The 23,447-nt window shown below is 24.5% G+C and carries 17 protein-coding genes and 1 pseudogene; 6 read left to right on the top strand and 12 right to left on the bottom strand.

The window, feature by feature from the left end; all coding sequences use genetic code 11:
* Window positions 1-170 precede the first annotated feature (170 nt).
* The 7 genes and pseudogenes from ACQPUY_RS15510 to ACQPUY_RS15480 all read right to left on the bottom strand — a co-directional run bounded on the left by ACQPUY_RS15510 (window position 171) and on the right by ACQPUY_RS15480 (window position 6,041).
* The gene (locus ACQPUY_RS15510) at window positions 171-1,094 is read right to left on the bottom strand and encodes a hypothetical protein (RefSeq protein WP_430842581.1); all 924 of its coding nucleotides are present in this window, start codon (window positions 1,092-1,094) and stop codon (window positions 171-173) included.
* Between the two features lie 12 nt (window positions 1,095-1,106).
* Window positions 1,107-1,727: a hypothetical protein gene (locus ACQPUY_RS15505; RefSeq protein WP_430842579.1), complete on the bottom strand. Its 621-nt coding sequence runs from the start codon at window positions 1,725-1,727 to the stop codon at window positions 1,107-1,109.
* On the bottom strand, window positions 1,715-2,203 hold the full coding sequence (locus ACQPUY_RS15500) for a hypothetical protein (protein ID WP_430842577.1): 489 nt from the start codon (window positions 2,201-2,203) through the stop codon (window positions 1,715-1,717). The genes ACQPUY_RS15505 and ACQPUY_RS15500 overlap by 13 nt, the downstream gene beginning before the upstream one ends.
* A gap of 134 nt (window positions 2,204-2,337) precedes the next feature.
* Window positions 2,338-3,513: pseudogene (locus ACQPUY_RS15495) on the bottom strand (IS701 family transposase).
* A gap of 201 nt (window positions 3,514-3,714) precedes the next feature.
* Window positions 3,715-4,962, bottom strand: coding sequence for a Y-family DNA polymerase (locus ACQPUY_RS15490; protein WP_430842575.1), 1,248 nt, complete (start codon window positions 4,960-4,962; stop codon window positions 3,715-3,717).
* Between the two features lie 68 nt (window positions 4,963-5,030).
* Window positions 5,031-5,249, bottom strand: coding sequence for a hypothetical protein (locus tag ACQPUY_RS15485; protein ID WP_430842573.1), 219 nt, complete (start codon window positions 5,247-5,249; stop codon window positions 5,031-5,033).
* Between the two features lie 288 nt (window positions 5,250-5,537).
* Window positions 5,538-6,041 (bottom strand): hypothetical protein, encoded by a 504-nt coding sequence (locus ACQPUY_RS15480; protein ID WP_430842571.1) that lies wholly within the window; start codon window positions 6,039-6,041, stop codon window positions 5,538-5,540.
* A 252-nt stretch (window positions 6,042-6,293) separates the two neighbouring features.
* Here ACQPUY_RS15480 and srtB point away from each other — a divergent pair, with 252 nt between their 5' ends.
* The 4 genes from srtB to ACQPUY_RS15460 all read left to right on the top strand — a co-directional run bounded on the left by srtB (window position 6,294) and on the right by ACQPUY_RS15460 (window position 10,150).
* A complete protein-coding gene (gene srtB, locus ACQPUY_RS15475; protein ID WP_430842569.1) occupies window positions 6,294-7,004 on the top strand; it encodes a class B sortase in 711 nt (236 codons plus the stop codon).
* A gap of 162 nt (window positions 7,005-7,166) precedes the next feature.
* Window positions 7,167-8,927: a DUF262 domain-containing protein gene (locus ACQPUY_RS15470; RefSeq protein ID WP_430842567.1), complete on the top strand. Its 1,761-nt coding sequence runs from the start codon at window positions 7,167-7,169 to the stop codon at window positions 8,925-8,927.
* Window positions 8,928-9,456: 529 nt separating this feature from the next.
* Complete coding sequence (locus tag ACQPUY_RS15465; RefSeq protein WP_430842565.1) at window positions 9,457-9,840, top strand: hypothetical protein; 384 nt, start codon at window positions 9,457-9,459, stop codon at window positions 9,838-9,840.
* 178 nt (window positions 9,841-10,018) lie between these two features.
* Complete coding sequence (locus tag ACQPUY_RS15460) at window positions 10,019-10,150, top strand: hypothetical protein (RefSeq protein WP_430842563.1); 132 nt, start codon at window positions 10,019-10,021, stop codon at window positions 10,148-10,150.
* Between the two features lie 37 nt (window positions 10,151-10,187).
* Here the strand turns inward: ACQPUY_RS15460 and ACQPUY_RS15455 are convergent, their stop codons facing one another.
* The 5 genes from ACQPUY_RS15455 to ACQPUY_RS15435 form a co-directional block, all read right to left on the bottom strand.
* Window positions 10,188-11,915, bottom strand: coding sequence for a hypothetical protein (locus tag ACQPUY_RS15455; RefSeq protein WP_430842561.1), 1,728 nt, complete (start codon window positions 11,913-11,915; stop codon window positions 10,188-10,190).
* A 103-nt stretch (window positions 11,916-12,018) separates the two neighbouring features.
* Window positions 12,019-12,984, bottom strand: a complete 966-nt coding sequence (locus tag ACQPUY_RS15450) for a Rad52/Rad22 family DNA repair protein (protein WP_430842559.1) — start codon at window positions 12,982-12,984, stop codon at window positions 12,019-12,021.
* 464 nt (window positions 12,985-13,448) lie between these two features.
* Entirely contained in the window at window positions 13,449-15,818 is a 2,370-nt protein-coding gene (locus ACQPUY_RS15445) for a dynamin family protein (protein WP_430842557.1), read from the bottom strand.
* Window positions 15,818-17,947: a dynamin family protein gene (locus tag ACQPUY_RS15440; RefSeq protein WP_430842555.1), complete on the bottom strand. Its 2,130-nt coding sequence runs from the start codon at window positions 17,945-17,947 to the stop codon at window positions 15,818-15,820. Before ACQPUY_RS15440 ends, ACQPUY_RS15445 begins: the two co-directional genes overlap by 1 nt.
* Window positions 17,948-18,709: 762 nt before the next feature.
* Window positions 18,710-20,185, bottom strand: a complete 1,476-nt coding sequence (locus ACQPUY_RS15435) for a hypothetical protein (RefSeq protein ID WP_430842553.1) — start codon at window positions 20,183-20,185, stop codon at window positions 18,710-18,712.
* A 684-nt stretch (window positions 20,186-20,869) separates the two neighbouring features.
* Here ACQPUY_RS15435 and ACQPUY_RS15430 point away from each other — a divergent pair.
* Together ACQPUY_RS15430 and ACQPUY_RS15425 are read left to right on the top strand one after the other, a co-directional pair.
* Window positions 20,870-21,970: a hypothetical protein gene (locus ACQPUY_RS15430; protein ID WP_430842551.1), complete on the top strand. Its 1,101-nt coding sequence runs from the start codon at window positions 20,870-20,872 to the stop codon at window positions 21,968-21,970.
* A gap of 596 nt (window positions 21,971-22,566) precedes the next feature.
* On the top strand, window positions 22,567-22,851 hold the full coding sequence (locus tag ACQPUY_RS15425) for a hypothetical protein (RefSeq protein ID WP_430842549.1): 285 nt from the start codon (window positions 22,567-22,569) through the stop codon (window positions 22,849-22,851).
* The last annotated feature ends 596 nt before the right edge of the window (window positions 22,852-23,447 follow it).

Below are 23,447 nucleotides of genomic sequence, written 5' to 3'. Positions count from 1 at the left end.
GTCTTAGGGAACATATAAACACATTCTACATTTTATTAAAATTCTGTAATCCTTTGATATCAGGCTATTTCTTCACTATCTTTACAACTACCTCAATATGTGGTGTATTAGGTAGTATTAATTATTCATTTAAACAATTGCTATACCAAACATATAATAAACACTATTTATTATTTATTTTTTATTTTTTCTAGCATACTTATTCTTGTTTCAACTTTTTTCGATAAATCTGTTGCAACCATTTTTAAGAACTCAATATTTTTTTCCGAGTTCCATTTATCATTATCTATGTCAGCTTTATAGGCTTGTACTAACATCGGAAGAATTTCAATATATATTAATAGATACAACTTAGATATTACTTCATCCACATCAAGTTCCTCATACTCACCTTGATACTTTTCTAAAGCCGTACTTACAGTCCCATTGTTGGTTAGTACTAACTCTATATTTTCATGATTTCTATATTCTAAATCAAGCTTTATTTGGTTTAAATTTTTGCTTTCTAATAAAAATGATAATGTACTTATTATATTTATGACTGATTCTCCAGTTGCAGAAACCTTATTTAATAAATCTTCTGTATCACCTTTAAATCCTTTTATTGTATCAAGAGATATATTTCCTAAAGTCTCATTTTCAGTCTCAATAATATTTTCACTCGTGTATACTTTACTAATCAACCATACAAAGAAATCACTTTCTATATCAAAACTATTTTTAGAGATTTCGTTTCTACCTGAATACTTTAACATTTTTCTTAATAATTTCATTCCGTCTGAATTTCTGCTAATTATGTAACCTATCCCTACACCATTAGAATACACAACTATAAACCCATTTTTAGGTATTGTTCTATCCTCTATCGGTTGATTTCCTGATGATATTTGATTATATGAATATTTTATTAGATTATACTGAATCTCTCTATTGTTAAGTCTAATTTTAAGATTAGCATCAAATTTCTTATTAATTTTCCAGTCAGCATATGCTATAGATTCTCCTACTTCATCATCTTCCGGAATTTGCAATAATCTTTCAATAACATTGTCTAAAATGTAATTCTCACTATCTGACCATCTCGTAGTAACCATTTTACCTCCATATTAATTTAAATTAAATTTATTACATGTAAAATTATAGCCAAACTTTTTTTCTAGGATAGGCTGGATAATTGTTGAGTACTCTTGATTTGAGGAATAATTCTTTATCAATCCGATCTTAAATTTAACACTTGTACTTTCTATAGTATCTCCTCTTAAATTGATAATTTTATCAATTTTAATTTTACAAACATTATTCTCTATCACAATTAAATCATCACAATCATCTATTTGAATATCTACCCAATTAGGCATTGTTATTAAAACATTATTTTTGCACAGCTTCTTTACTTTTCCTGAAACATTAATTTTACCATTAATATAAGCAACTTCATTTCTAAATTGAATAGCTGGATTACTTTCAATACTTTCTTGCTGCCCACTACAGTAAAATAAACATTCAATCTTAGCTTCATTTTCTTTAATTTTACATACTAGTCCAGCATATAACCCCTCCAGAAAACCTAAATACGTAGCTAGTCCAAATTCAAATGCATAATCATCAGGTATAAAAGTAATACTTTCAAACACATTCCATTTATCTACTAAAAATACTGCAATTATAGGAGCAAGCACACATTTTACAATTATAAAGAATAAAGATGCCTCCATTAACTTAGACACCTCTCAATCTTTTTAATAAGAATTTCTGATTCTTCTTCAAAACATTTTTCATTTATTCCAATTATCCCATTAACTTGTAATGAAATATTAACTGCTTCTTTCTTATCATTTCTACCTCTTAGCTCAATACTTCTAATATCAATAGCTGATTCTTCTGATAAAAAATTAATTTTTTCTAATAATAACCCAAAATACGCTCTCTCTAATATTAGGTTACTTAAAATTGAATCAATTTCATTTTTTAACGTTACATCATCTTCCATAAACTCTATAGACGTAATTTTATATGAGTTTGTATAAAAATACGCCTCAATAATAGATGTCATAATCTTTGAGGTAATAATTATCTGCCTATAGCCTTTGGTACAATTTTCTTTTACAATACTATAATAATCATCATGCTCTGGAGAATATTTTACTTTTACAATTTTATTATCTAACTTATTTATAAATAATTTTGCATAATCGTTCCTCAAAATAACTCTCCTCCTGATTAATATAATACTATATATTATATATTATTTTTGTATTTTTTTCCACAACTTTATTATATTCTATAATAGTGCATTTTCACTTGAATAATTTTACAGTTGAATAACCAAACAGATTCTTAAGCTATTTTTAATAACTCAAAAATAGTTTCTATAGGCGTACCGCTTGCGGCAGCTATAACTTTAGATTTTTCTAAATCTTTCTTTGCTGATTTATATCCAGTATTAAAGTGATATGAATTATTAGAATATAATTTGCAATAAGTATAATTTATTATCATTATTGCAAGATATCTATTGATACTTTTTTCACTTCTTACTTGATATCCATCTAACCCTAAGTAAGTTTTACAATCTCTAAAGAACGGCTCAATCGCCCAGCGATCAGTATATTGAGTTAATATATCTAAATGAGTTAATGATTTATCTAAGGAAATAAAAGTTTTTAATGCTCCATCCTTTTGAAAAGATTCTTTAGGATAACTTAAAATAATAGAAATATTTCTTCTATCTTTTAAATCTCCAGTATAATTATAAATATAGTATTGTTTATCTTTAACGGTGACAAGGTCAAAGTCATCTATATTTAATGATGTCGCAAACTTATGTAGTTTTATCCCTAATCTTTCATGACCTTTTGGATAAATAACTCTATTAGTTTTTAGAGCTCCTATATAGCTGTAGCCAGCTTTTTCGGAACTATTGAAGACAGCTTTACAACTATACCAACTATCACACAAAACATAACCTTTATTCTCAGGTTTAGGAAGTGATTCAATTAAATTTTTAGTTAATTCTATTTTGCTCATAGATTCTTTATCGTAGATATCTATAGAATATGGAAGAACTAATCCGTCACAAGAAAGTAATGAAACTAAAATTTGATGACCATATACATTCTTACCTTTTAGATGAGAATTATGAAAAGAACATTTTTCAATAGTATTTTTAGCCTTTGACGAGGGCTTAGTTTTTTCTGAAATTGTATCATCAACAATAAAATATATTGGTTTTTTAGTTTCTCTAGATTTATTCCAAATTAATTCTACAACTAATGCTTTTAATGATTTAATCAAAAGCTTTTCATCCCAAGTGCTATTTGATAAAAATCTAGTAATACTTGTTCAATTCCTTTGCGAAGCAAGCTCCGCTATATCGGATATTTTACCCCTGTAACCTTTTGATATCATAGCATTCATAATGCTTTCCAGGTGATTTAGTTGTGGCTTAGTTAGATATAAATCAAAATTAAATTGTTTAAAAAATTTGTGTATTTCTAGTTCATTTGATATAATTGTTTTCTAAAACATTTATGTATAACTCCTTGTTGTCGTTTTGTGTGTGACTCTATTATAGCAAGGATTTATCATAAATGTTTTTTTATTTTATTAAGCTGTAAAATTATTCAAGTATTTTTGCACTATTATAGTTAAATTTATTTATACTTCTTTACTAATTCCAAAAGAGCTTGATTAGTTTTGAAACAGAGGTAAATTTTATAATATACTGCTTATCTTTGGACTGTATTCTTCTGTAGTTCCACCTTCCATATATTTAATATCTCCATTTAAAAAAGTAGATCTCATAATAACACTCTTACCATATTTTTTTCTTATCTCATCTATAGCATTATCCAATTTTCTATTTTTCTCATTATTACTTTCGTCAAACAATGATATTTGGTAGCTTTCATTTGAGGATAGTTTTGATAATCTTATACCTACTTGTCTTATATATTCTCCACTCCACATTTCGTAAAAAGTATTTTCAATATATTTATATATTTCATTAGTAGAATCAGTTGGATTTCTTAATTTTTTTTGATGATTGTATTCAATGAAATGCTTTGTTTTAAGCGAAACTGTAACTGTACTACATGTAGTTTTATTCTCACGTAATCTCATACATACCTTTTCAGTAAGTGCTAATAATACCTTTAATAAATAATTACTATCATTAATATCTTTTTTTAGAGTAGTTGAGTTTCCTAATCCTTTTACCTCAACATTAGAACTATCTACAATATCTGAATTATCTATTCCATTTGCATACTTATATATTTTTAATCCATGAGATTTGAGCTCTTTCTTTAGTAATGTAACATCATAATTTGCTAAATCTTCAATAGTATATATATTCATAGCATTTAACTTGCTACCTGTAGCTTTTCCAACAGAAAACAACTCATTAACTGGTCTTTTCCATAGCTTATGTTTAATTTCATCAGGAAACAAAGTATGAATACTATTCTTCGGTTTAAAATCACCTGCCTGTTTTGCCAATAACTTATTATTTGAAATTCCTATATTAACATTAAAGCCTAGTTCATTTTTTATTCTTTCCTTTATTTCAATAGCTTTTTTCATATACTCATCTTTAAAATGACTTACATCTATAAACGCTTCGTCAATACTAAATACTTGAATTTGTGGTGTGTACTCATATAATAATTCTATTAATACCTTATTACACTTTACATACACATTGAAATCAGGTGGGTATATTTCTAAATCTGGACATTTCTTTAGTGCAGAATATATTGTCTCACCAGTTTTAATCCCTTTTTCTTTTGCTGGTATACTTGCAGCTAAAACTACTCCACATCTACTATCCCTATCTCCCCCTATAATTGATGGTATCTTTGTAATATCTCTATTAATCTTACCATTTTTAAGCATATCTATAGCTGTAAAAGATAAGTAAGCACTATTTACATCTATATGAAATATTATTCTTTTCCCCACTCTAGTCACTCCCTATAAACTAATTAATTATAATTATAGAGAACATTTGTTCTTATGTAAACATATATTTAAACTACTTCTTTTGTTTCTTGTACGATTTCAACTTTTTCTATATTTCTTGTTAGAAACTTTATTTTTCTAGTCTTCAATTCAATGGTAAGTGTTTGTGTTTTCAATACTTCCTCAAGTTCCTTCTCATTAGATAATTTATCAAAATTCTCAACATGTCTTTTATCAAATCTTGATGTATTTCCTCCTATTGTACAAATCACTATATAATCAAACATAATTTCATCCTCCTTTTATATCTTAATCATTGCCAAATATATTACAACTAATTCCATTTATTTCAATTTTATATCTATTTTGTAATAAAATAAAAGCATAGGTTACTCCCCTATGCTTTAAATTAATTTTATGTTTTAGAAATATAATAATTTTGGGACTATATATGAGTTTAATAGTTAAAATCTAAAACTAAATTAATCATTCTTAGATACTATGTATATTTTAATGATTAATATAAGATTTAATTAGAATACTATTTATTCCATTATCTAAATAATACCTTTTTACTAATTAGATAATAAATTAAGTTGAATTTCCCCTCTTGTATATTCTTTATTGAAACTAACTTTAAAACCAAACTTTTTATAATAATGTATTAATCTATCCCAGTGATCTTTATCTACAATTGATATATCACCATATATATTGCTAAATTTCATTTCTTTTGCTACTTTAATAAAATATTTCATTAAAATAGAACCATTCCCTATATTATTATCTTCTGTCTGAATATCTCCTATTTTAATATCTCTTTTATCATAATTTTCTTTAACACCCGTTATTCTTGGTTTTGATACTATATACTTTGGACTATTTAACATAATATAAACTGAATTATCTGAAACTAGCTTTGTTACTATCACTAAACTCTCTATATTCATTTCTACACCCAATATTTCTTCATTAATTTTCAAACTTTCTTTTAACTTATTTAGATATTCTCTAAAAGAACTATCTTTTCTTATCCTTCTCTTTATCAGTATTCTATACATTATCCTCTTTATTATCATGATTACAATCCTCTCATTTATTAAATGCACTAATTTATTTCTCTATATAAAATAATAGTTCATATTTGTTTATAATTTTCTATATTTTATATGGTTTATTGTATTACATCATATTATTTCTAAATAAAAATATTCTTATATTTTTTTATTAAATATTCTATATTATTAACCTTTTATTTTATTTCAATAATAAAGAATATATTATAAGTTCATACTATATAAAGGAATAATTGTAGAGGTGTAATTTAAAATATGAATAACCAATTTAAAGAAGTGTCAAGAAAACTAATACTTATAGTTTCTATAACAGTCTTTATAATATCTTTAATAAACTTTTATAAAGGAGTAAAAGAATACTATAATAATGATAAATTATATAGAGGTATTAGTAATTTAAATCCCTTTGAAAATAATGATTTAAATATAGCTTATGATGAATTAAAAGAACTTAATTCTGATTATACTGCATGGCTATATATACCTAATACAAACATCAGCTATCCTATAGTTAAAGGTACTGATAATTCATTCTATCTGAATCATAACTTCCTAAAAGAAGAAAGTAAGGCAGGATCAATTTTCATTGACTCTAATGTAAATGAGTTTGAAGATAAAAATACCATTATATATGGCCATTATATGAAAGATGGAAGTATGTTTGCTGACCTACATAAAATATATTCTAATCCAAGTAGTACTAATAAAATTTATATCGCTACTAAAAATAAAATACTAAAATATGAAATATTTTCAATATTTAAAGATTCAGCTAATATAAGTAATTATCAAACTTTTTGGAGTGCTGATGAAGATTATATAAATTATCTAAATAATTTAGCTAGTAAGTCTAACAATAACTATAATACTTCATTAAATAAAAATTCTAGTATAATTACTCTTTCTACCTGCGACTTTAATTATTCCAATGGAAGATTATTAATTGTAGCCGTATTATTTGAATAATATAATTATCATAATTGTTAATGTATCCCTTAGACGATTTACTAATTAAATTACTTGTAAAATATTATCTATCAAGCAACTTGTTTTCTTATAAACAATTTCCCATCTATTTCAATCTAGTGTAAAATAATATATATAAACTTACTAAAAGGTGGTATAAAGATGGAAAATGGTCAAAAGACTCTTAATGATTTATTTGATGGAAAAAAGATTTTTAGAATACCTGAATATCAGAGAGCTTATGCATGGGGCGAGAAACAACTTTCTGATTTCTTAGATGATTTTAAAAATCAAAAACTTAATAAGGATTACTTCTTTGGAACAATTCTATTTCAAGAAATAGGTAAACGAGGTCCTTATGATATTATTGAAATTGTAGACGGTCAACAAAGAATAACTACTCTAATAATATTTATTAATGTATTATTGTCCTTGTATAATGAATGTGAAAATGAAACTAAAGAAATATATCTAGAAACATATATAAAATATAAACAAGCATATAAGCTAGAAGTTTTATTGGATGATAATGAATTCTTCACAACATATATACTTGAAAACAATAGTGTTCCTGCTAATATAATATCAACACCTGCGCAAAAAAAATTATATGCTGCAAAAAAATATTTTACAGACAGATTAAGTTTTGAATTTAATCAAAATCAGTTAAAAGAATTATTAGAAAAGATTGAGAAAACTAAAGTTTTGACTTATTCTGTTCAAGATAAGGCTGAAGCAACATTAATTTTTGAAACTACAAATGATAGAGGTAAGCAACTAACTAATTTGGAAAAAACTAAAAGCTTTCTCATGTATAAAACATATATCTCTTCTGATGAACCTGAATTATTACTTTCAAATATACAGACTAGATTTAGTGAAATCTATAAAATATATTCAAATATTGATAATTTAATTGATGAAAATTCCATTCTTCAATATAATTTTATAGCTTATGAAGAATGGAAGATTACTCAACAAAGGAAAGAATACCAAATATACATGGATATGATGAAAAATAAAGTAAATTACCTTATTTCTAATGATAATAAAGATGTGACCTTATCTTATATAGATAATTATACTAAAAATTTAAGAGAAACATTTTCAATAATGGAATGCATATTAAAAAGTGATTTTGAAGAAATTAAAGATATTCAAATTTTAGGAAATATAGCAAATTTTTATCCATTATTAATTAAAGCATTTAAATTCGATTCAACTGAAGATAAACGTGATTTTAGAAAGGTTTGTAGATTAATAGAGATATTTAGCTTTAGAGTCTATAACATTTTACGTGGAATGTCAAACAAGGGACAATCTAGATTTTATAAATTAGCTAAAGATTTTAATGGTGACTATAATAATTTATTTTCTGAATTAAAATCATCCATTAAAGACTTTAGCTCAGATAAAGACTTTATTGATTATATATCGGATACTGATTTTTTTACTTACTATTCTTCTGATATAAAAAATTATTTCTTTTGGAAATACGAAAATTATCTAAGAGATATTGAGCAACCTGTCGCTGCTCCAATTCCATATTCAGTATTTAAATCTCAAAATAAAAGATATAAATTCTCTATAGAACATATATTACCTCAAAAACCTACAGCAGATACCTTAAAGGTTATTACAGAACAATTAGTGTATGCTAATATAGATGAAAATTTTATTGACACATATTTACATTCAATAGGAAATCTCACAATTGATCCTATCTCAGCTAATGCAAGTAAAGGAAATTCAGATATTAATGTTAAGAATAATAAATATTTCAAAAAAGCTCCTTTTAAAACTCAAAATGAGCTTGAACAATTTCTTGATAATGGTAAATGGACTCATAATTCTATAAACGCTAGAAAAGAAAAACTAATTACATTTGCTAAAAAAATGTGGATGAATTACGATAATCTATAACAAAAAATTATTAACTTAGATAAAAGTTGTAAGCTCTAAATATAGCTTATAACTTTTATTTTTACTCTTCTTATTGCATTAATCTTTTATTTACATTTGAAACGTAATAAGATAATACATAAAAGTTATATACTTATCTTTTACATAGCTATCTTTAACAATTACGGTTTGCATCATATTATTTATACCTATAGTTATTAAGTATAATAGATGATTAACAACGTTTTAAGCTATGAAATTCCTTAAACTTTTTACACTACATTATATATTTAAAATCATAATTAAATCTATTTTAAAACTATTATGAGTTAAAGTGTTCCTAAATTTATAAATTTTATATTATATCTAATCAGTTATTTAGCTTAAAGTTCAAATAATATATTATATAAACTTTTAATATACTCTTTAAATTATGTTCTCTTATTTATCTTTTAAAAGTGGACTTTTTTATGTTTATAATTTTTATTAATAAAACTATTATTAGTAGTTTATACTATCAACAAATACTTTTAGAAGGATACTTAAAAATATGATTAATAAATTTAAAAGTCTAACAAGAAATCTACTACTTATAGTTACTATATTAGTTTTTATAATATCTCTAATAAACTTCTATAAAGCAGTAAAAGAATACTATAATAATGATAGATTATATAAGAGTATTAATAATCTTAATCCTTTTGAAAATAATGATTTAAATATAGCTTATGATGAATTAAAAGAACTTAACTCTGATTATATTGCATGGCTATATATACCTAATACAAACATCAGCTATCCTATAGTTAAAGGTACTTATAACTCATTCTATCTGAATCATAATTTTCTAAAGGAAGAGAGTAAGGCAGGTTCAATTTTCATTGACTCGAATGTAAATGAATTTGAAGATAGAAATACCATTGAAAGATGGTAGTATGTTTGCTGACTTACATAAAATATACTCTAACCCAAGTACTACTAATAAAATTTATATTGCTACTAAAGGTGAAATACTTTAATATGAAGTATTCTCAATCTTTAAAGATTCAGCTGATATAAATAATTATCAAACGTTTTGGAGTACTGATGAAGATTATTTAACTTATATAAATATGCTTAAAAATAAATCATTAACTAATTATGATTTAACTCTAAATAAATCTAATAGAATATTAATTTTATCAACTTGTGATTTTAGTAATACTAATGGTAGGTTACTATTGGTTTCTGTACTTATACAATAAAATAGGAATAGCATCAGCTACTCCTATTTTTAATTTATTATATAATATTGATAGTATTAATATCTTCAACTCTAAACACTATCATTTGAGTATTAATTATTGGTAGATTCAATATTGATTCACTATCATCAACTACTGTTGGATATTGTTTATTCAGAAGTATATTAAACATATTAGCTAGTTCTAATCCTACTTTTATTCTTTCTGAATTTGATAGGAGTGAGTACTCTTTATCTTTATATGTAATAAAGAAATCTTCTTTTATCTCTCCAGTATCCTTATTAATTTTATGTAGATGTATTTTTGTATCAATAAGTATGGGCTCAAAAATCCCACCTATAAAATTAACGTAGTATGAATTATAATCAACTAAAACTGCTTTTTCTTTAGTCAAATCATTTATAGATATCTTTATACTTTCAATATCTTTTTCAACCTTTTCAAGCATATCTTTGTACTTCTTTAGATTAGAATTATTTATATCTAATTCACTTTTTATAGATAAAGCTGCTTGTCTTTTTGAAATTAAACCATCTAATTGTATTATAGATTCTTCTAAAGCCCTTTCTTGAGCTTCTAAAAACTTTCTTTCAGCTTTTCTATTAATTTCTTCTAAATTATTAATATCTGCTTTAATAGAATTTATTTCTTCACTTATAGCTCTAAGACGTTCCTGCTTATCTTTATCAAACTCAGCCTTTCTATCTAAATCCATACTTTTAATTATACCTATTGATTTACTATATTCATTAGATATTAATTTAATATTTTGTATCTGATTTTCTATTGAATTAATTTGAGTAAGTTTAAATTCCTCCGGTATAGATTGTCTACATGAATTGCATTTACAACCTAATTCCTTAGCTTCATTAAGATTTTGCAACAATATTTTATATTGTCCTCTCATTGTAGCTAATTCTAATTCCATCTCACTTATTGAATCAGAATTATCAGATTTAAACTGTTCTAAAGAAACTTCTCTATATTTATTATTCAGTATTTGAAGTTTTAATTCTAATTCCTTAGATGAAACCCCTACATACTTTTTACTTCTTTCAACTCTTATTTTATCTTCTAGCTTTTCAATTAATTCTAACTCATCATCAGATATAAATACTTGAATATCTATGTCTTTATTGTTACGTTCAATATCCTTTTTTAGTTGAATATAAGTATTTCCTTCTCCAATCTTTATATTAAGATTATCATTATCCTCTTTAATCTTTTTACTTAATTCCTTAATACCATTATTTATATCTCCTTGATATTTAGATATAATAGGCATATTATCCCATGCATTGTATCTTTCTAATATCTTTAAAGGATCTATTTTAGGTAACATGCTTATAAGTCTAGCTCTAGCCTTAGCTGGTGTTAGATTTAAGAAATACTTAGGATTAAAGATTGATAAAAACAACTCCTTTTGTGGAATAATCTCATCTAATGCTTTTTGAGTAATTTTCTTATCATTAAGCTTAATACTTATGGTTTTCTTTTTACTCCTATTAATCTTATATAATATATCTTCAATTGAAATTTCAACTTCAACTTCCATTTCAGTTGAATTATTGTTTAATAATAGTGTATCTACTTTATCATTTCCAATTAAGTTACAACCATAAAGGCACCAACAGATTCCTTCTGCAATTGTTGTTTTTCCAGAACCATTTGGTCCTACTATAGTTGTTTTATTTCCCGAAAAATTATATTCTACTTTGTCTTTATATCCTTTGAATCCTACCATTGTTATCTTTTCAATTTTCATATTAAAATCCTCTTTCTATTATCTTTTTGTTCTCTATTATTTTTGATAAAAAATATAAGGCAGTTTTCACTACCTTATATCTTTACTGTTAAATACATAATGTCTAACCTAATTTAGCTACTAAATCATTAGCTTGCTCCATACTAAGTTCTTCAAGAGCTTTTACACTATAATACGTTAGTATTGAGTTTATTTCTTTCCCAGTAGCTTGTATCCTCCCCTTAATAAAGTTTAGGAATGCTCCTGGTACTTTAGGTTTTACATTTTCTGATTGAAAATAATGTATATTGTTAGTTGCTTTATCTTTTACTATTTCATCTGAATTAGCTTTTCCATTAAATTTACCTGTACTACCTAAGTAGTCAACCTTACTTTCAACATTAAATCTATTAGAGTTATATTGAATAGCTTGGTTTTTAACTTGCTTTAGGTTATTATTTTCATTACTCCAATTATTAGTTGAATTATTATATCCACTAATTGAGCCATCGAAATTACTATTAGCATTATTTGTTTGAATAGCTTGTCCAGAATTCATAATGTTTTTAGAATACTTATTTGCAATATCTACTCCATATATTTTAGTAAGTTGCTTTTTATAAAAAGTTGCTAAAGTTGTATCAAATTCCTCTTTTGCTATAACCTTAGTTTTACCTTTTATCTCACAACGTACCCAAATAGGATCAAATGAGTAAAGGTATCTACCAATACCGAATTTTACTGCCGTTCTTTTAAGTGCATTAGATAATCCACCCTTAACAGATTCAATATCAGTACTTTCAGCACCATCCCATTTTTTAATGAATCTATCACCAATCCTTACAGTAATAGCACATAATTGTGCATTATTACCCCAGGATTGATATTCATCTTCCCATCCATCTAAGCCAAATACTGCATCTAATCTATCCATAATAGCTCTACTTGTTACATATGGTAATGCTAATGCCTTAATCTCACCATTACGTTCAAAAGAACTACCTATTCTCCATTCAATCTCTTCAAAAGTGAATGGCTTTTTTAATTCAGCTTCTAACTCTCTTACATTAATTACTTCAATATCTTTCATATTATCTACCTCATCTTCTGTTATATTTTTGTTTACTATTATCTTTTTTACTGTTTTCTAACTCTTAGAAATAAAAAAATCCCTATAAAACTCTATAAAGAGTCCTATAAGGATTATCTACTCAATTTGTTAAATACCACCGAACTCATATATATAAGCCGGTTATGTGTTAAATAAAATATTAAATTACAAAATTATTCTATCATTAAATTTTTTAATCTTCATTATGAAATTATTGGATATATATTTTTCTTATAATTACTAAATAAATAGATTTCTCATACAATTTATATGAACTTATATTTTCTATATTAGATCACTCTATCCTAATTCTACCAAAAATTAGTTTTATCTTTTAATTTTAATACTCAATTAAGATGTTATATATACTATTAATTCATATGTCTTATGATTTTTTTAATGTTGCATATGATCTAATTGTACCTTTTTTCCATTAAAATTCATTATTTAATTTTCTTTATCTTTTTTGCTATAAATCTAAATATAAGAAATATACATGGAATAATATTCAAAACAATCAATACTATAATATCATCCATTTGAGGTATTCCACTCAATAAACAACATATAGTCCAAAATACTATCCAAATATATGAAACTAATGATAGTAATTTAAAAATAAAATTTACTATTTTATTTTTAGATTTCTGATGAATTGATCCCTCAATATTGTTGTTAATATCTCTTAAATTCTCTTGTGAATGTACTCTAGTACATTTATCATTGCTTATAGCAGCTTCTAATTCCGCTTCATTTTTCGAACCTAAAACTTTTATATTTCTACACTCTTCCAAATCATCTATTAACTTATTAACTTTTTTAATACTCATAATAATTTCATTAACTTCATTTCTTTTTTCATTTATAATATTGTTAATAATTTCAATATCATTATCTAACTGATTTCTTATATTTTCATTTATAACTTTAATCAAATCTATATTAAGTTTTTCTGCTATAACTCTAGCTGTCGCCATAACAGTTTCTTCACCTGCATTCATACATTGACTTTTAAAGTTACTAACTCCATAAATTCTAAATTTTCTATGATAAATAGTTCTCTTATTAAACCATCCAACTTCTTTTTTAACAGTTTTACTTTCATAACTTACATATGGAGTAAAATTCTTTGATACTTCAATTATTCCAATACTATTAGCTGCAATATTTAAACTAATTTTATCATTATAATTTATATTATTTTCCTCATAAATACTCTGTAAAATACTATTAATCTTATCAACATATTTTTGAGCTTCATCTAATATAAACTTTTTACCTTCCTTAATAATTAAATCTACGTTGTTATATATAGCAGTTACTAATTTATTATAATTGCATGATGCTTCATATTCTAAATTTTCTTTATACCCACCTGGAATTGTTTCTCTTATATCATAAACATTATCATCATATTGATACCATTCAGTATCATAATATGACCTGATTCTCATTGACGCCATTTCATCTCGTACTAATTCAGATAGTACCTCTTCAATCTTACTTTCGTCAACATCCTCACTCTCATAATCCTCAATTTTACTTATAACCTCAACAGAATCGTTTAACATTTTAAATTTTTTTAATTTATCATCATCAATTAATACATTAATTTCACTTTTACTTTCTTCTTTTAATACATTGATAACATGTTGAAATTCATTGTTTATCCTTTCATAAATAGTATTATTAGTTTTCGCTTTTATAAAAGATGATCTATCAATAATATCCTGAATAACACTAAATAAATTCTTAAAACCAGATTTCAACTCCATCTCATAAATTATTTCATCAATTTCTGGAAGAATCAAGATACTCTTACCATTATTTTCATATCTTTTTAGTTTAACATTTTGAGTAATGTACTCACTATTTTCATTAACTAGTCTTTCTGCTTTAGATATCTTTTTAGCAATGTTTTTAGCAAATTTTATATTACTGTTATTAAGTAAATTATAAATAATACAATTCTTGTCATGTTCATAAGCCTTTTTAATACTATTAGCAACTAATACTTGCTTAGAGCTACATTCAACTATATTAGCTTTTGTAATTCCTATCTGATATAAAACTCTTTTTATATCTTCTTTTGTATCTTCTATAGTTTTACCCTTATCATAATCAAAAATATCAATTTTGGTTAATATAAACAAAATATCCTCAACTAAGTCTGGCCTATATAATTTTATTCTATTTAAAATATCAGTATTTTCACTTGCCTTATAATATTGAATATCGAAAAGATAAATTATTTGATTACTATTTTTCAAAATATTATCAAACATAGTAATAATATTTTCATTATTATCATCCTTAGCCTCATTAATTCCAGGTAAATCTACGATTTTAATATTTACATTTTTGGGTATAATAATGTTTTTCATTTCATATCCTAAAACATATTTCTCTAAATTATCAATTACAAGCTGACCATTTCTAAGTTTTCGTATATCATTATATAGTTTGTAATAATGAGCATTATTACCTATCTTTACTCTCTGTCCATTATTTAAAACTCTATAAATATTTTTATCATTATAATTTAGATTAATTTCTATAGGAAAGAAAGTACATGCTTCACTTTCGTTTGGCAATAACTCTTCTCCTAATAATGCATTGATAAATGTTGATTTTCCAGCTTTCATTGGTGCTATAATTGTAATATTAAAATTATTACTCTCTAGATTTTCTTTACTTTTTTTTAAAAGCTCAGAATTTTTCTGTATAAATTCATTTACTTCATTATCTAACTTATATTCTTTACTTATTTTATCTAGTCTTTCATATTTACTTATTAAATTTTCAATATTCATTATTTGCTACCTATTAATTGAGCTTTTAACGATTCTATTTCTTCATTTAATTTTTGTAACTCATTAATACTAGCTTGTCTTTTATCCTTTTCTTCTTCAAACTTACTTATTAATCCATCAAGATATATATTAATCTGCTCTTGAAAATTACTTAAAACCATATTTATAGTATCTCTAATAACATCAGCTTCCTTTAATAAATATTCTTCAAATCCATTTTCAAGCTTAACACTTTCTTCTATATAGAATGATTTCAAATTTGATTTTATCTCAGTTGTATCTAGCTTATACGTTGTTAGTCTTCTAATTGGCTCTGATGACTTATGACTCCCTATACCAATTAAGAATCCAGCGACTCCTCCAACTAAAGCTCCTATAGGCCCACCTAAACTCATACCAACTCCAGCTCCAGTTGCTGCAAACGTAGCTCCTCTTTTTGCTTGAGATGCGAACTCTTCATTACTCATTAATTCATTTTCCGTATTATATTTTTCTATATCACCTTGATAGTTTGCTCCTTCTACTCCAAAGTTAACCATTGTTGCAGTTTCAATATTTATATCCAAATTCTTTCTAATTATAACATCAACTCTCTTTGATAATTCATTAACAGCCTTATATAAATCTATATTTAGCTTTCCTCTATAATTAGTGTATTGCCTAATAAATTCATCTTGTTTTCTTAGAACAAAACTTTCCATAGCTTGTCTGCATGATATATTAATATTATTAGAAATATTATCTAAGTACATTTTATCTGTAGATTCATATAAATCTTGATATGTACTTAAAGTTCTGTCAATAACATCTCTTGCCTCACTAGATAATGAGTTTACGTTTTGTTTTAAATCATCATTAAGACTTGCTACATTTCTTTCTATTTCATTAAATACAACTCTAGAATCATCTAAAATCTTATTTATTTCATTCTTTGTAATTATAACTTCTTGTTGTAATTCTTGGATTCCCTTATCTAAAATAACTATATTAGATTTTATATCATCACTAGCAAAATCTAATTTATTAGCAATTAATTCATTTGCACCTTCTATCATTTTTGATGATGACTTAATAAATGTATCTATTATAACTTGATTTTCAAACTCTAATATATTTGAGTCTTTTAATAAACTTTCACCTAATTCTTCTAGTGTTGGTGGTACAAATACCATTCTGCCATTAAGATTTTCTTTCTTTGAATATTTTATAGTATACTTTTCTTCACATGATTGTATTTGCTTTTCTGATAATGAATTATTAATAATTCCTCTACCATATAGAGCCATAAGTGCAGATATTCCTATTACATTAGGATTAGTTATAATATTACCCGTATTATAACTAATGAATTGTTTTATATCCTTTATTATTTCTTTTACTTCTCTATCTTTATCACTTCTAGAGTCAAGTTTATTTAAAACAAAGAATATCTTATCATTATCCTTTGCTATATCTTCTCTTCCCTCAAATATATCTTTTAATAACTTTGCATTTGTTTCTGATTTATACGAAGAATAATCTAAAACAAATATTATAGCATCTGCATTTCTCAATTGATAATATGTAGTTTCTTTAAGTTCTCTAGTGTCAAAGTCTCCATTATTAGCTTCGTTTGGGCCAGGAGTATCAATTAAAGTAAAGTTTTCAACAAGTCCGTCATATACACTATTATTTAAAGCTTCTATTCTATGCTCCAGAAAATATTTTCTAATTTTTTGAACTTTACCTTGCTCTCTTGTTGTTCTTATATCTCTTAAAAATACCTCTTGTAAGCTTTCATTATTACTAGCTGTTATTACTTCTTTTTTTCCATTTTTATATATTTTAATTACTTCTCTCAAATTATTTTTAGAATGCTTTATCTCAGTCATAGAAACTGTACATGCTGCTGATTCATTAGGTAGAATATCTTCTCCTAAAATTGAATTGAATAGTGTTGATTTACCTGCTTTCATAGCTGCAATTACAGCTACACTATACTTCTTATTAGTTAATTTTTCATTAATAGCATTCAAGGATTCTTTTACTAAATTATATGTATCTTTATCGAAAAATTTATTTTCTTCAATTATTCTTATTATCCTAGTATTTAATTCTAATAAAACTCTCATTTTTTCTGCATTTTGCATTAGTTTCTCTCCTTTATGATATTTTATTATATTTTTTATTATATAATATTATTCTTTATATATTTGTCGAATTTTGATATTAAATACTATTTTTTTGGAATTTATCAAATTTATAAAATCGTATTAATTATGAAAAAAACATACTTAAACGTTTATAGATCGTTAATACTATCAACAAAATTGTCTATATTTCATGTAACATTATCAGACTAATATTAATTATCTGTTGTATATTACTATACTCTATTACTGTATGGATAATTGCCTCTTTAGAGGGAGTCCTTTTTTGATCTCTAATCTTATTTTTATCAGTTATTATCTAAATTTATTTATTATTTATAACTATTACAATTTTAGGTACCTTTTTATGTTATATAACCTATCTGTTTGTATTTACTATATTATTTCAATTATATTTAACTTTTTTGTACCATCTAATTACAATACTTATTAAAGTACTTTATGCCTTTCGCTTAGTATCTATAATTATAATATTTCATATAAATATATACCACTAAATAACATTTCACTCTATATAAAACATAGTACTTAAACCATTCTTACGAATTTTTTTCTATCTCGTCGATTATCCATTTCGATCTCATCTACTTTCAATGTCCATCTAAATTTAAATATAATTTTATATGTTTCCCTTAATTCATTTTTCATTTTAATAATCTAAAACAGTGAAGAATTTAATATTTTATATTAATATAATAATAAAATAGAAAGATACACTCTTTTAAAAAGTGTATCTTTCTATTATTTTTCTAATAATTTATAATTACCTTCTTTTAATACATTACTATGACTTGTATTATTAATTTCTAATTTACTTAATTCTCTTGGTGATAGTGGAATATATTCAATTGAAAATTGATATATTTTCTTATCATATAAGTAATCTTTAATTATTAGATTCTTCTCTTTTAATTCTTTTAAAGCAGCTAATATTCTATCTCTTTGTCTATCTTTTCTCTTAGTATTCCAATATATTGCCGTAGAAAACATTCCTAAAGCTATTATATCATTGTATCCTTGATTATTAATAGCAGATCTATATCTTCTCTTTTGGAACCATATAGCTAATTGTTGTGAATCTGAACTTAAACTATTAAAAGTTGCTTCATCGTATTCAAAAGTACTTTTCTTTAATACTACAGCCTGTAATATAGGTCCTAAATATACTGTTGCTTTTTTTGTTCCTCCATCTTCATATATCATACAACCTAGTAAATTACCATGAATTGAGTTACCTTCAATATCATATGATAAATTCATACTCCCAAGCTTTGCTATTGAATTTTCTACTAATTCATAATATTGAAGTGTATTAGGCATTCCCAAGTCAGTAACTATTTGATATATAGTTTTATCAATAGGTTCACCTAGTACCATTTTCTCTAAGTGAGTGTAATAATATCTTATTATGTTAACATCTACGGAATTTAAATATTTAACTGATTTTAATAAAGCAATTTGAGTCATCATATCTAAAAACTTATCTGCCCTTGCACCTCTTTTTATCTCTAGATATGTCATTTTTTCAAGTTGCATTAAAATTTTATCTTGATCTTCCTCTCCTATCATTATTAATTTATCTATTGTTGATGGATTAATTATATCTGGAGATTCCTCTAATGATTTTTTTTGTTCATCAGATAAAAAATCTATTCTAGATGTTGTATCTATAGGTATATCTGACAATATGCTTGGTATTAAGGTTACTGTTTTATTTTTTATTTCTTCTTCTTTACATTTAGTTACAAAAAATAATAATATATCATTTTTAAAGGCCGCAGTTATAGATCTTTTGCTAAGTGAACTAATATATTGAAATTCAGTAAGTAATGCATGTTCATTACTTTTCCATTCTTCTAAATACTTAGTTTTTGATAAAATATATTCATCAATATTCTTAGCTCCATAAAATGCTTCAAACTTTTCAATTGACATCTCTTTTGATGAAACTTTTTGATAGTGCAATTTTGCAGAATCTATTTCTTTTTTAATACTACTGTTTTTATCCGTTAGTATTTTCTTTACCCATCTAATTTTAGTCATTCTTATATTATTATATTTTAAATTTTTTATAACTAAATCCTTATCCATTGAATAGTATAATTGATTAAGCTGAATTGCTAGACCACTATAAAAATCATTAAAGTCTTTATTTATTAACTGTTCATATTTAATTTTAAACTTACTTATTACTTCTTCTTCTAATTTCTTAATCATATTACACCTACTATCTTTGTTATCTATTTATATAATAATTGATTATATAAAATAAATCTATTATTTAAACTTATTTCAATTAATATATTAAATAAATATCTAAATTCAGTTCAATAATCTACGTATATATCTGGAAAAAGTTCTATTTCTTACGTATATGTCTGGAAAAAGTTCTGTTTCTTACATATATTTATGGAAAATTTACTGTTTATTTTATATGATTTATTTTTTAGTTCTGTTTTTTACATATATTCATGGAAAATTTACTGTTTTTAATAATTTTTTTAGTTTTTTTTAAAAAATTTTTTTATTATTTTTCTTATATTTTCACTCAATAGTTCAATAATCTACGTATATATCTGGAATTATTGCTTTAAAATATAATTTTTTAGGGCTAAAGTTCTAGAAGTTACGTATATATCTGGAATTATTGCTTTAAAATTTTATGATTTTTCAAATCTGAAATTACTAAAATCTCGGAAACCCTTGTATTTACTGGATTTTACCTAAAGTTCACTTTTTTACATATATATCTGGAAAAGTGCTCTCAAACCCTTATGCTTTGGTTTCAAAAGTTCAATTTTCTACATATATATCTGGAAAAATGACCTTTTTTGCATATTTATTAACTTTTTAATACAATTATATTATCTAATTTTATACTAAAAAGGAGGTGAATTTGTAATGGCAACTAAACTTAGTAATGAACATATAGATAAGATTATTTTAGAATCTAAAAACTATTATATTATTGATGTATATGTGGCCCTAGCTCATATTTCTAGTGAAGTTAAAGGTAAATATCTTATCCAAACATATACTAATAATAAGGCTGATTTAGTTAATCAAGTAAAAAAGTACGTTAAAGTATCTTATAAAACTATTTCTAATAATATTGATGAACTTATTGAGTTAAATATTCTTTCATATGATATTGAACTTTCATCATGGACTTTAGTTAATATGGAGAATATGACAAAATCAAAATATAATACTATATCAATAGATCAATCTGTTGAATATAAAGGTTATACAAGCATTAGAGAGTTTTTTCTATCCTCATCATTTCATAAAATGAAAGCTATAGAGAAAAGATGCTTAGTTTATTTAGCTCAACTTTGCGATAGTAAAGCAGCAAAATCTTATAATAAATTTGTAATGAATTTATTTAAACCAAATTCTAAGTGGATGACTATATTAAAAACTAAATGTAAGTATTATGCAAAATATACTATTCAATCAATGCTATCTAAATATGAAGATTTATTTATTGATACTTCAGATGAGCTAAGATCTAATGATATAGCTCCATCTAAAATAAGTAATTTTAAATTTTCATTCTCTTGTAACGTGATAGAGAAAGTTGAAAATGATAACTCTCAATACGAACTATTAGCTCTATATAACTATAAAGAGCTTGAATTGGTTAAATCAAAGATTAACTTTGCAGGTATTACGTTAACTAAAGTTAATATACTTCATATTGTTAGAGCAATATCTACAATTAAGGAATGGTTTTTAAAAGAAAGAGTTGTTCAAATCATTATTAATAAATATATTGCTATTCAAATTCACCGTAGCAGAGAGAATATCAAATCTCTTCCAGCCTATCTTGTTGCTGTTGTTAAATCTGTAATCGAAGAATTTAATGCCTTTAAACAACATAGAGCTAATCTAAGGGTGAGCGATATAGCCTTTGAATATTTAAATAATGATATTAGTAAAAATGATTTATCTTATTCTGATATCGATGAAGACATTCAAAATATACTTCTAACAATTTAACTTATGATATCGATTTTTTTAATTTATATTGTAGGTTTATTTGTGTATACTCAAAAAAAATTACTTATACATAAATTAGAGAAAGCCAGGTAAAATTTTATATTTTATCTGGCTTTTTTAATATAAAAATATGTCAAATATTTATATTTTAGTATTTGAACTCACTTTTTATTTATTATTATGGTAAAGTTATAAAAATAATATTTAAAGTTATAAAATTTGTGAATAAAGTTATATAATTATTTTGTAATTTTATAAAATATAAAAATGATCTTATTCATTGGTATTACTAGATTCTTAGCCTATTAATCTATACGATAAATAGTAAGTATAATATAGTAATAGAAAGTATACTTAGTAATTGTAAGATAAAATATTAACTATAACTTGGGAATATCCTATTATACATAGAAATTAAATAAATCTTTTGAAGACCATTCATCTAAACTAACTTCTTTACTTAAAGAATCAATAAGTAGCAATCCATCCTGATTACATGGAACTAAGTAATATTTATTAAGGAAGTTTTGAAAGTTTCGTAGAATAATTAAAGATTGTAGAAAACTAAATATTTAGGCTTTATTGTAAAAGATAGGATGTACTCTGAAAATATTTTCAGAGTACATAGAGTATTCTCGGTAACTTATAAGGATGAAAACTGTAAATTTGAATATGGCTCATTAGAGAGAATACTATCAAGAAATAACTTAATTATAGCTATGAATAAAGTTATTTCAAATAAGGATAGCCATGGAGTCGATGGAATGACAGTCTATAAACTTAGACAATTTCTTAAAGATAATTGGTTATCAATAAAAGAAAGTATTCTAAATGATGAGTATAAGCCAATGCTAGTCAGAAGAATTGAAATACCGAACTAGATTATTAGGAATACTAACAGTTTTGCATAAATTTATTCAACAAGCAGCTTCTCAAGAGTTGAAATATATTTATGACGAGAAATTTTAGGGAAATAGTTTAGGCTTCTGTCCTCAGAGATAGACGAAAGATGCCATATAAAAGATAGAAACTTACATTAATGAAGATTATTATATATGGTTTATAGATAGACCTAGAGAAATTCTTTGATAAAGTTAATCCGACATATTATGTATAAATTATCAAAAGATATGTAAGAAAAGAGAGTTCTAAGAATGATAAGAAAATACCTTAAATCTGGAATAATTAATATTTATAAGCTAAAAAGGAACACCATAAGGTGGTCCTTTGAGCCAACTTATATCTAATATAATGTTAGATGAATTAGATAAAGAACTAGAGAAAAGGAGTCAAAAATTATTTCTCTACGCTGATTGTATTTTATACATTAGAAGGTAACCAAATAATCATTAAAAAGTCAGCCATCAGTATATGGTAAAAATGTAAATTAGGCAACTCAATTTTTTGATTCTGTTAGCCACTTTTTGGTTTCTTTCATTCTATAAGAATCTCCATTCATGTCTACCATATATGATTT

The sequence above is a fragment of the Clostridium nigeriense genome, assembly GCF_050585245.1.
GTDB lineage: Bacteria > Bacillota > Clostridia > Clostridiales > Clostridiaceae > Clostridium > Clostridium nigeriense_A.
Note: the sequence above shows the minus strand (reverse complement) of the source record. Positions and strands in the feature narration are given on the sequence as shown.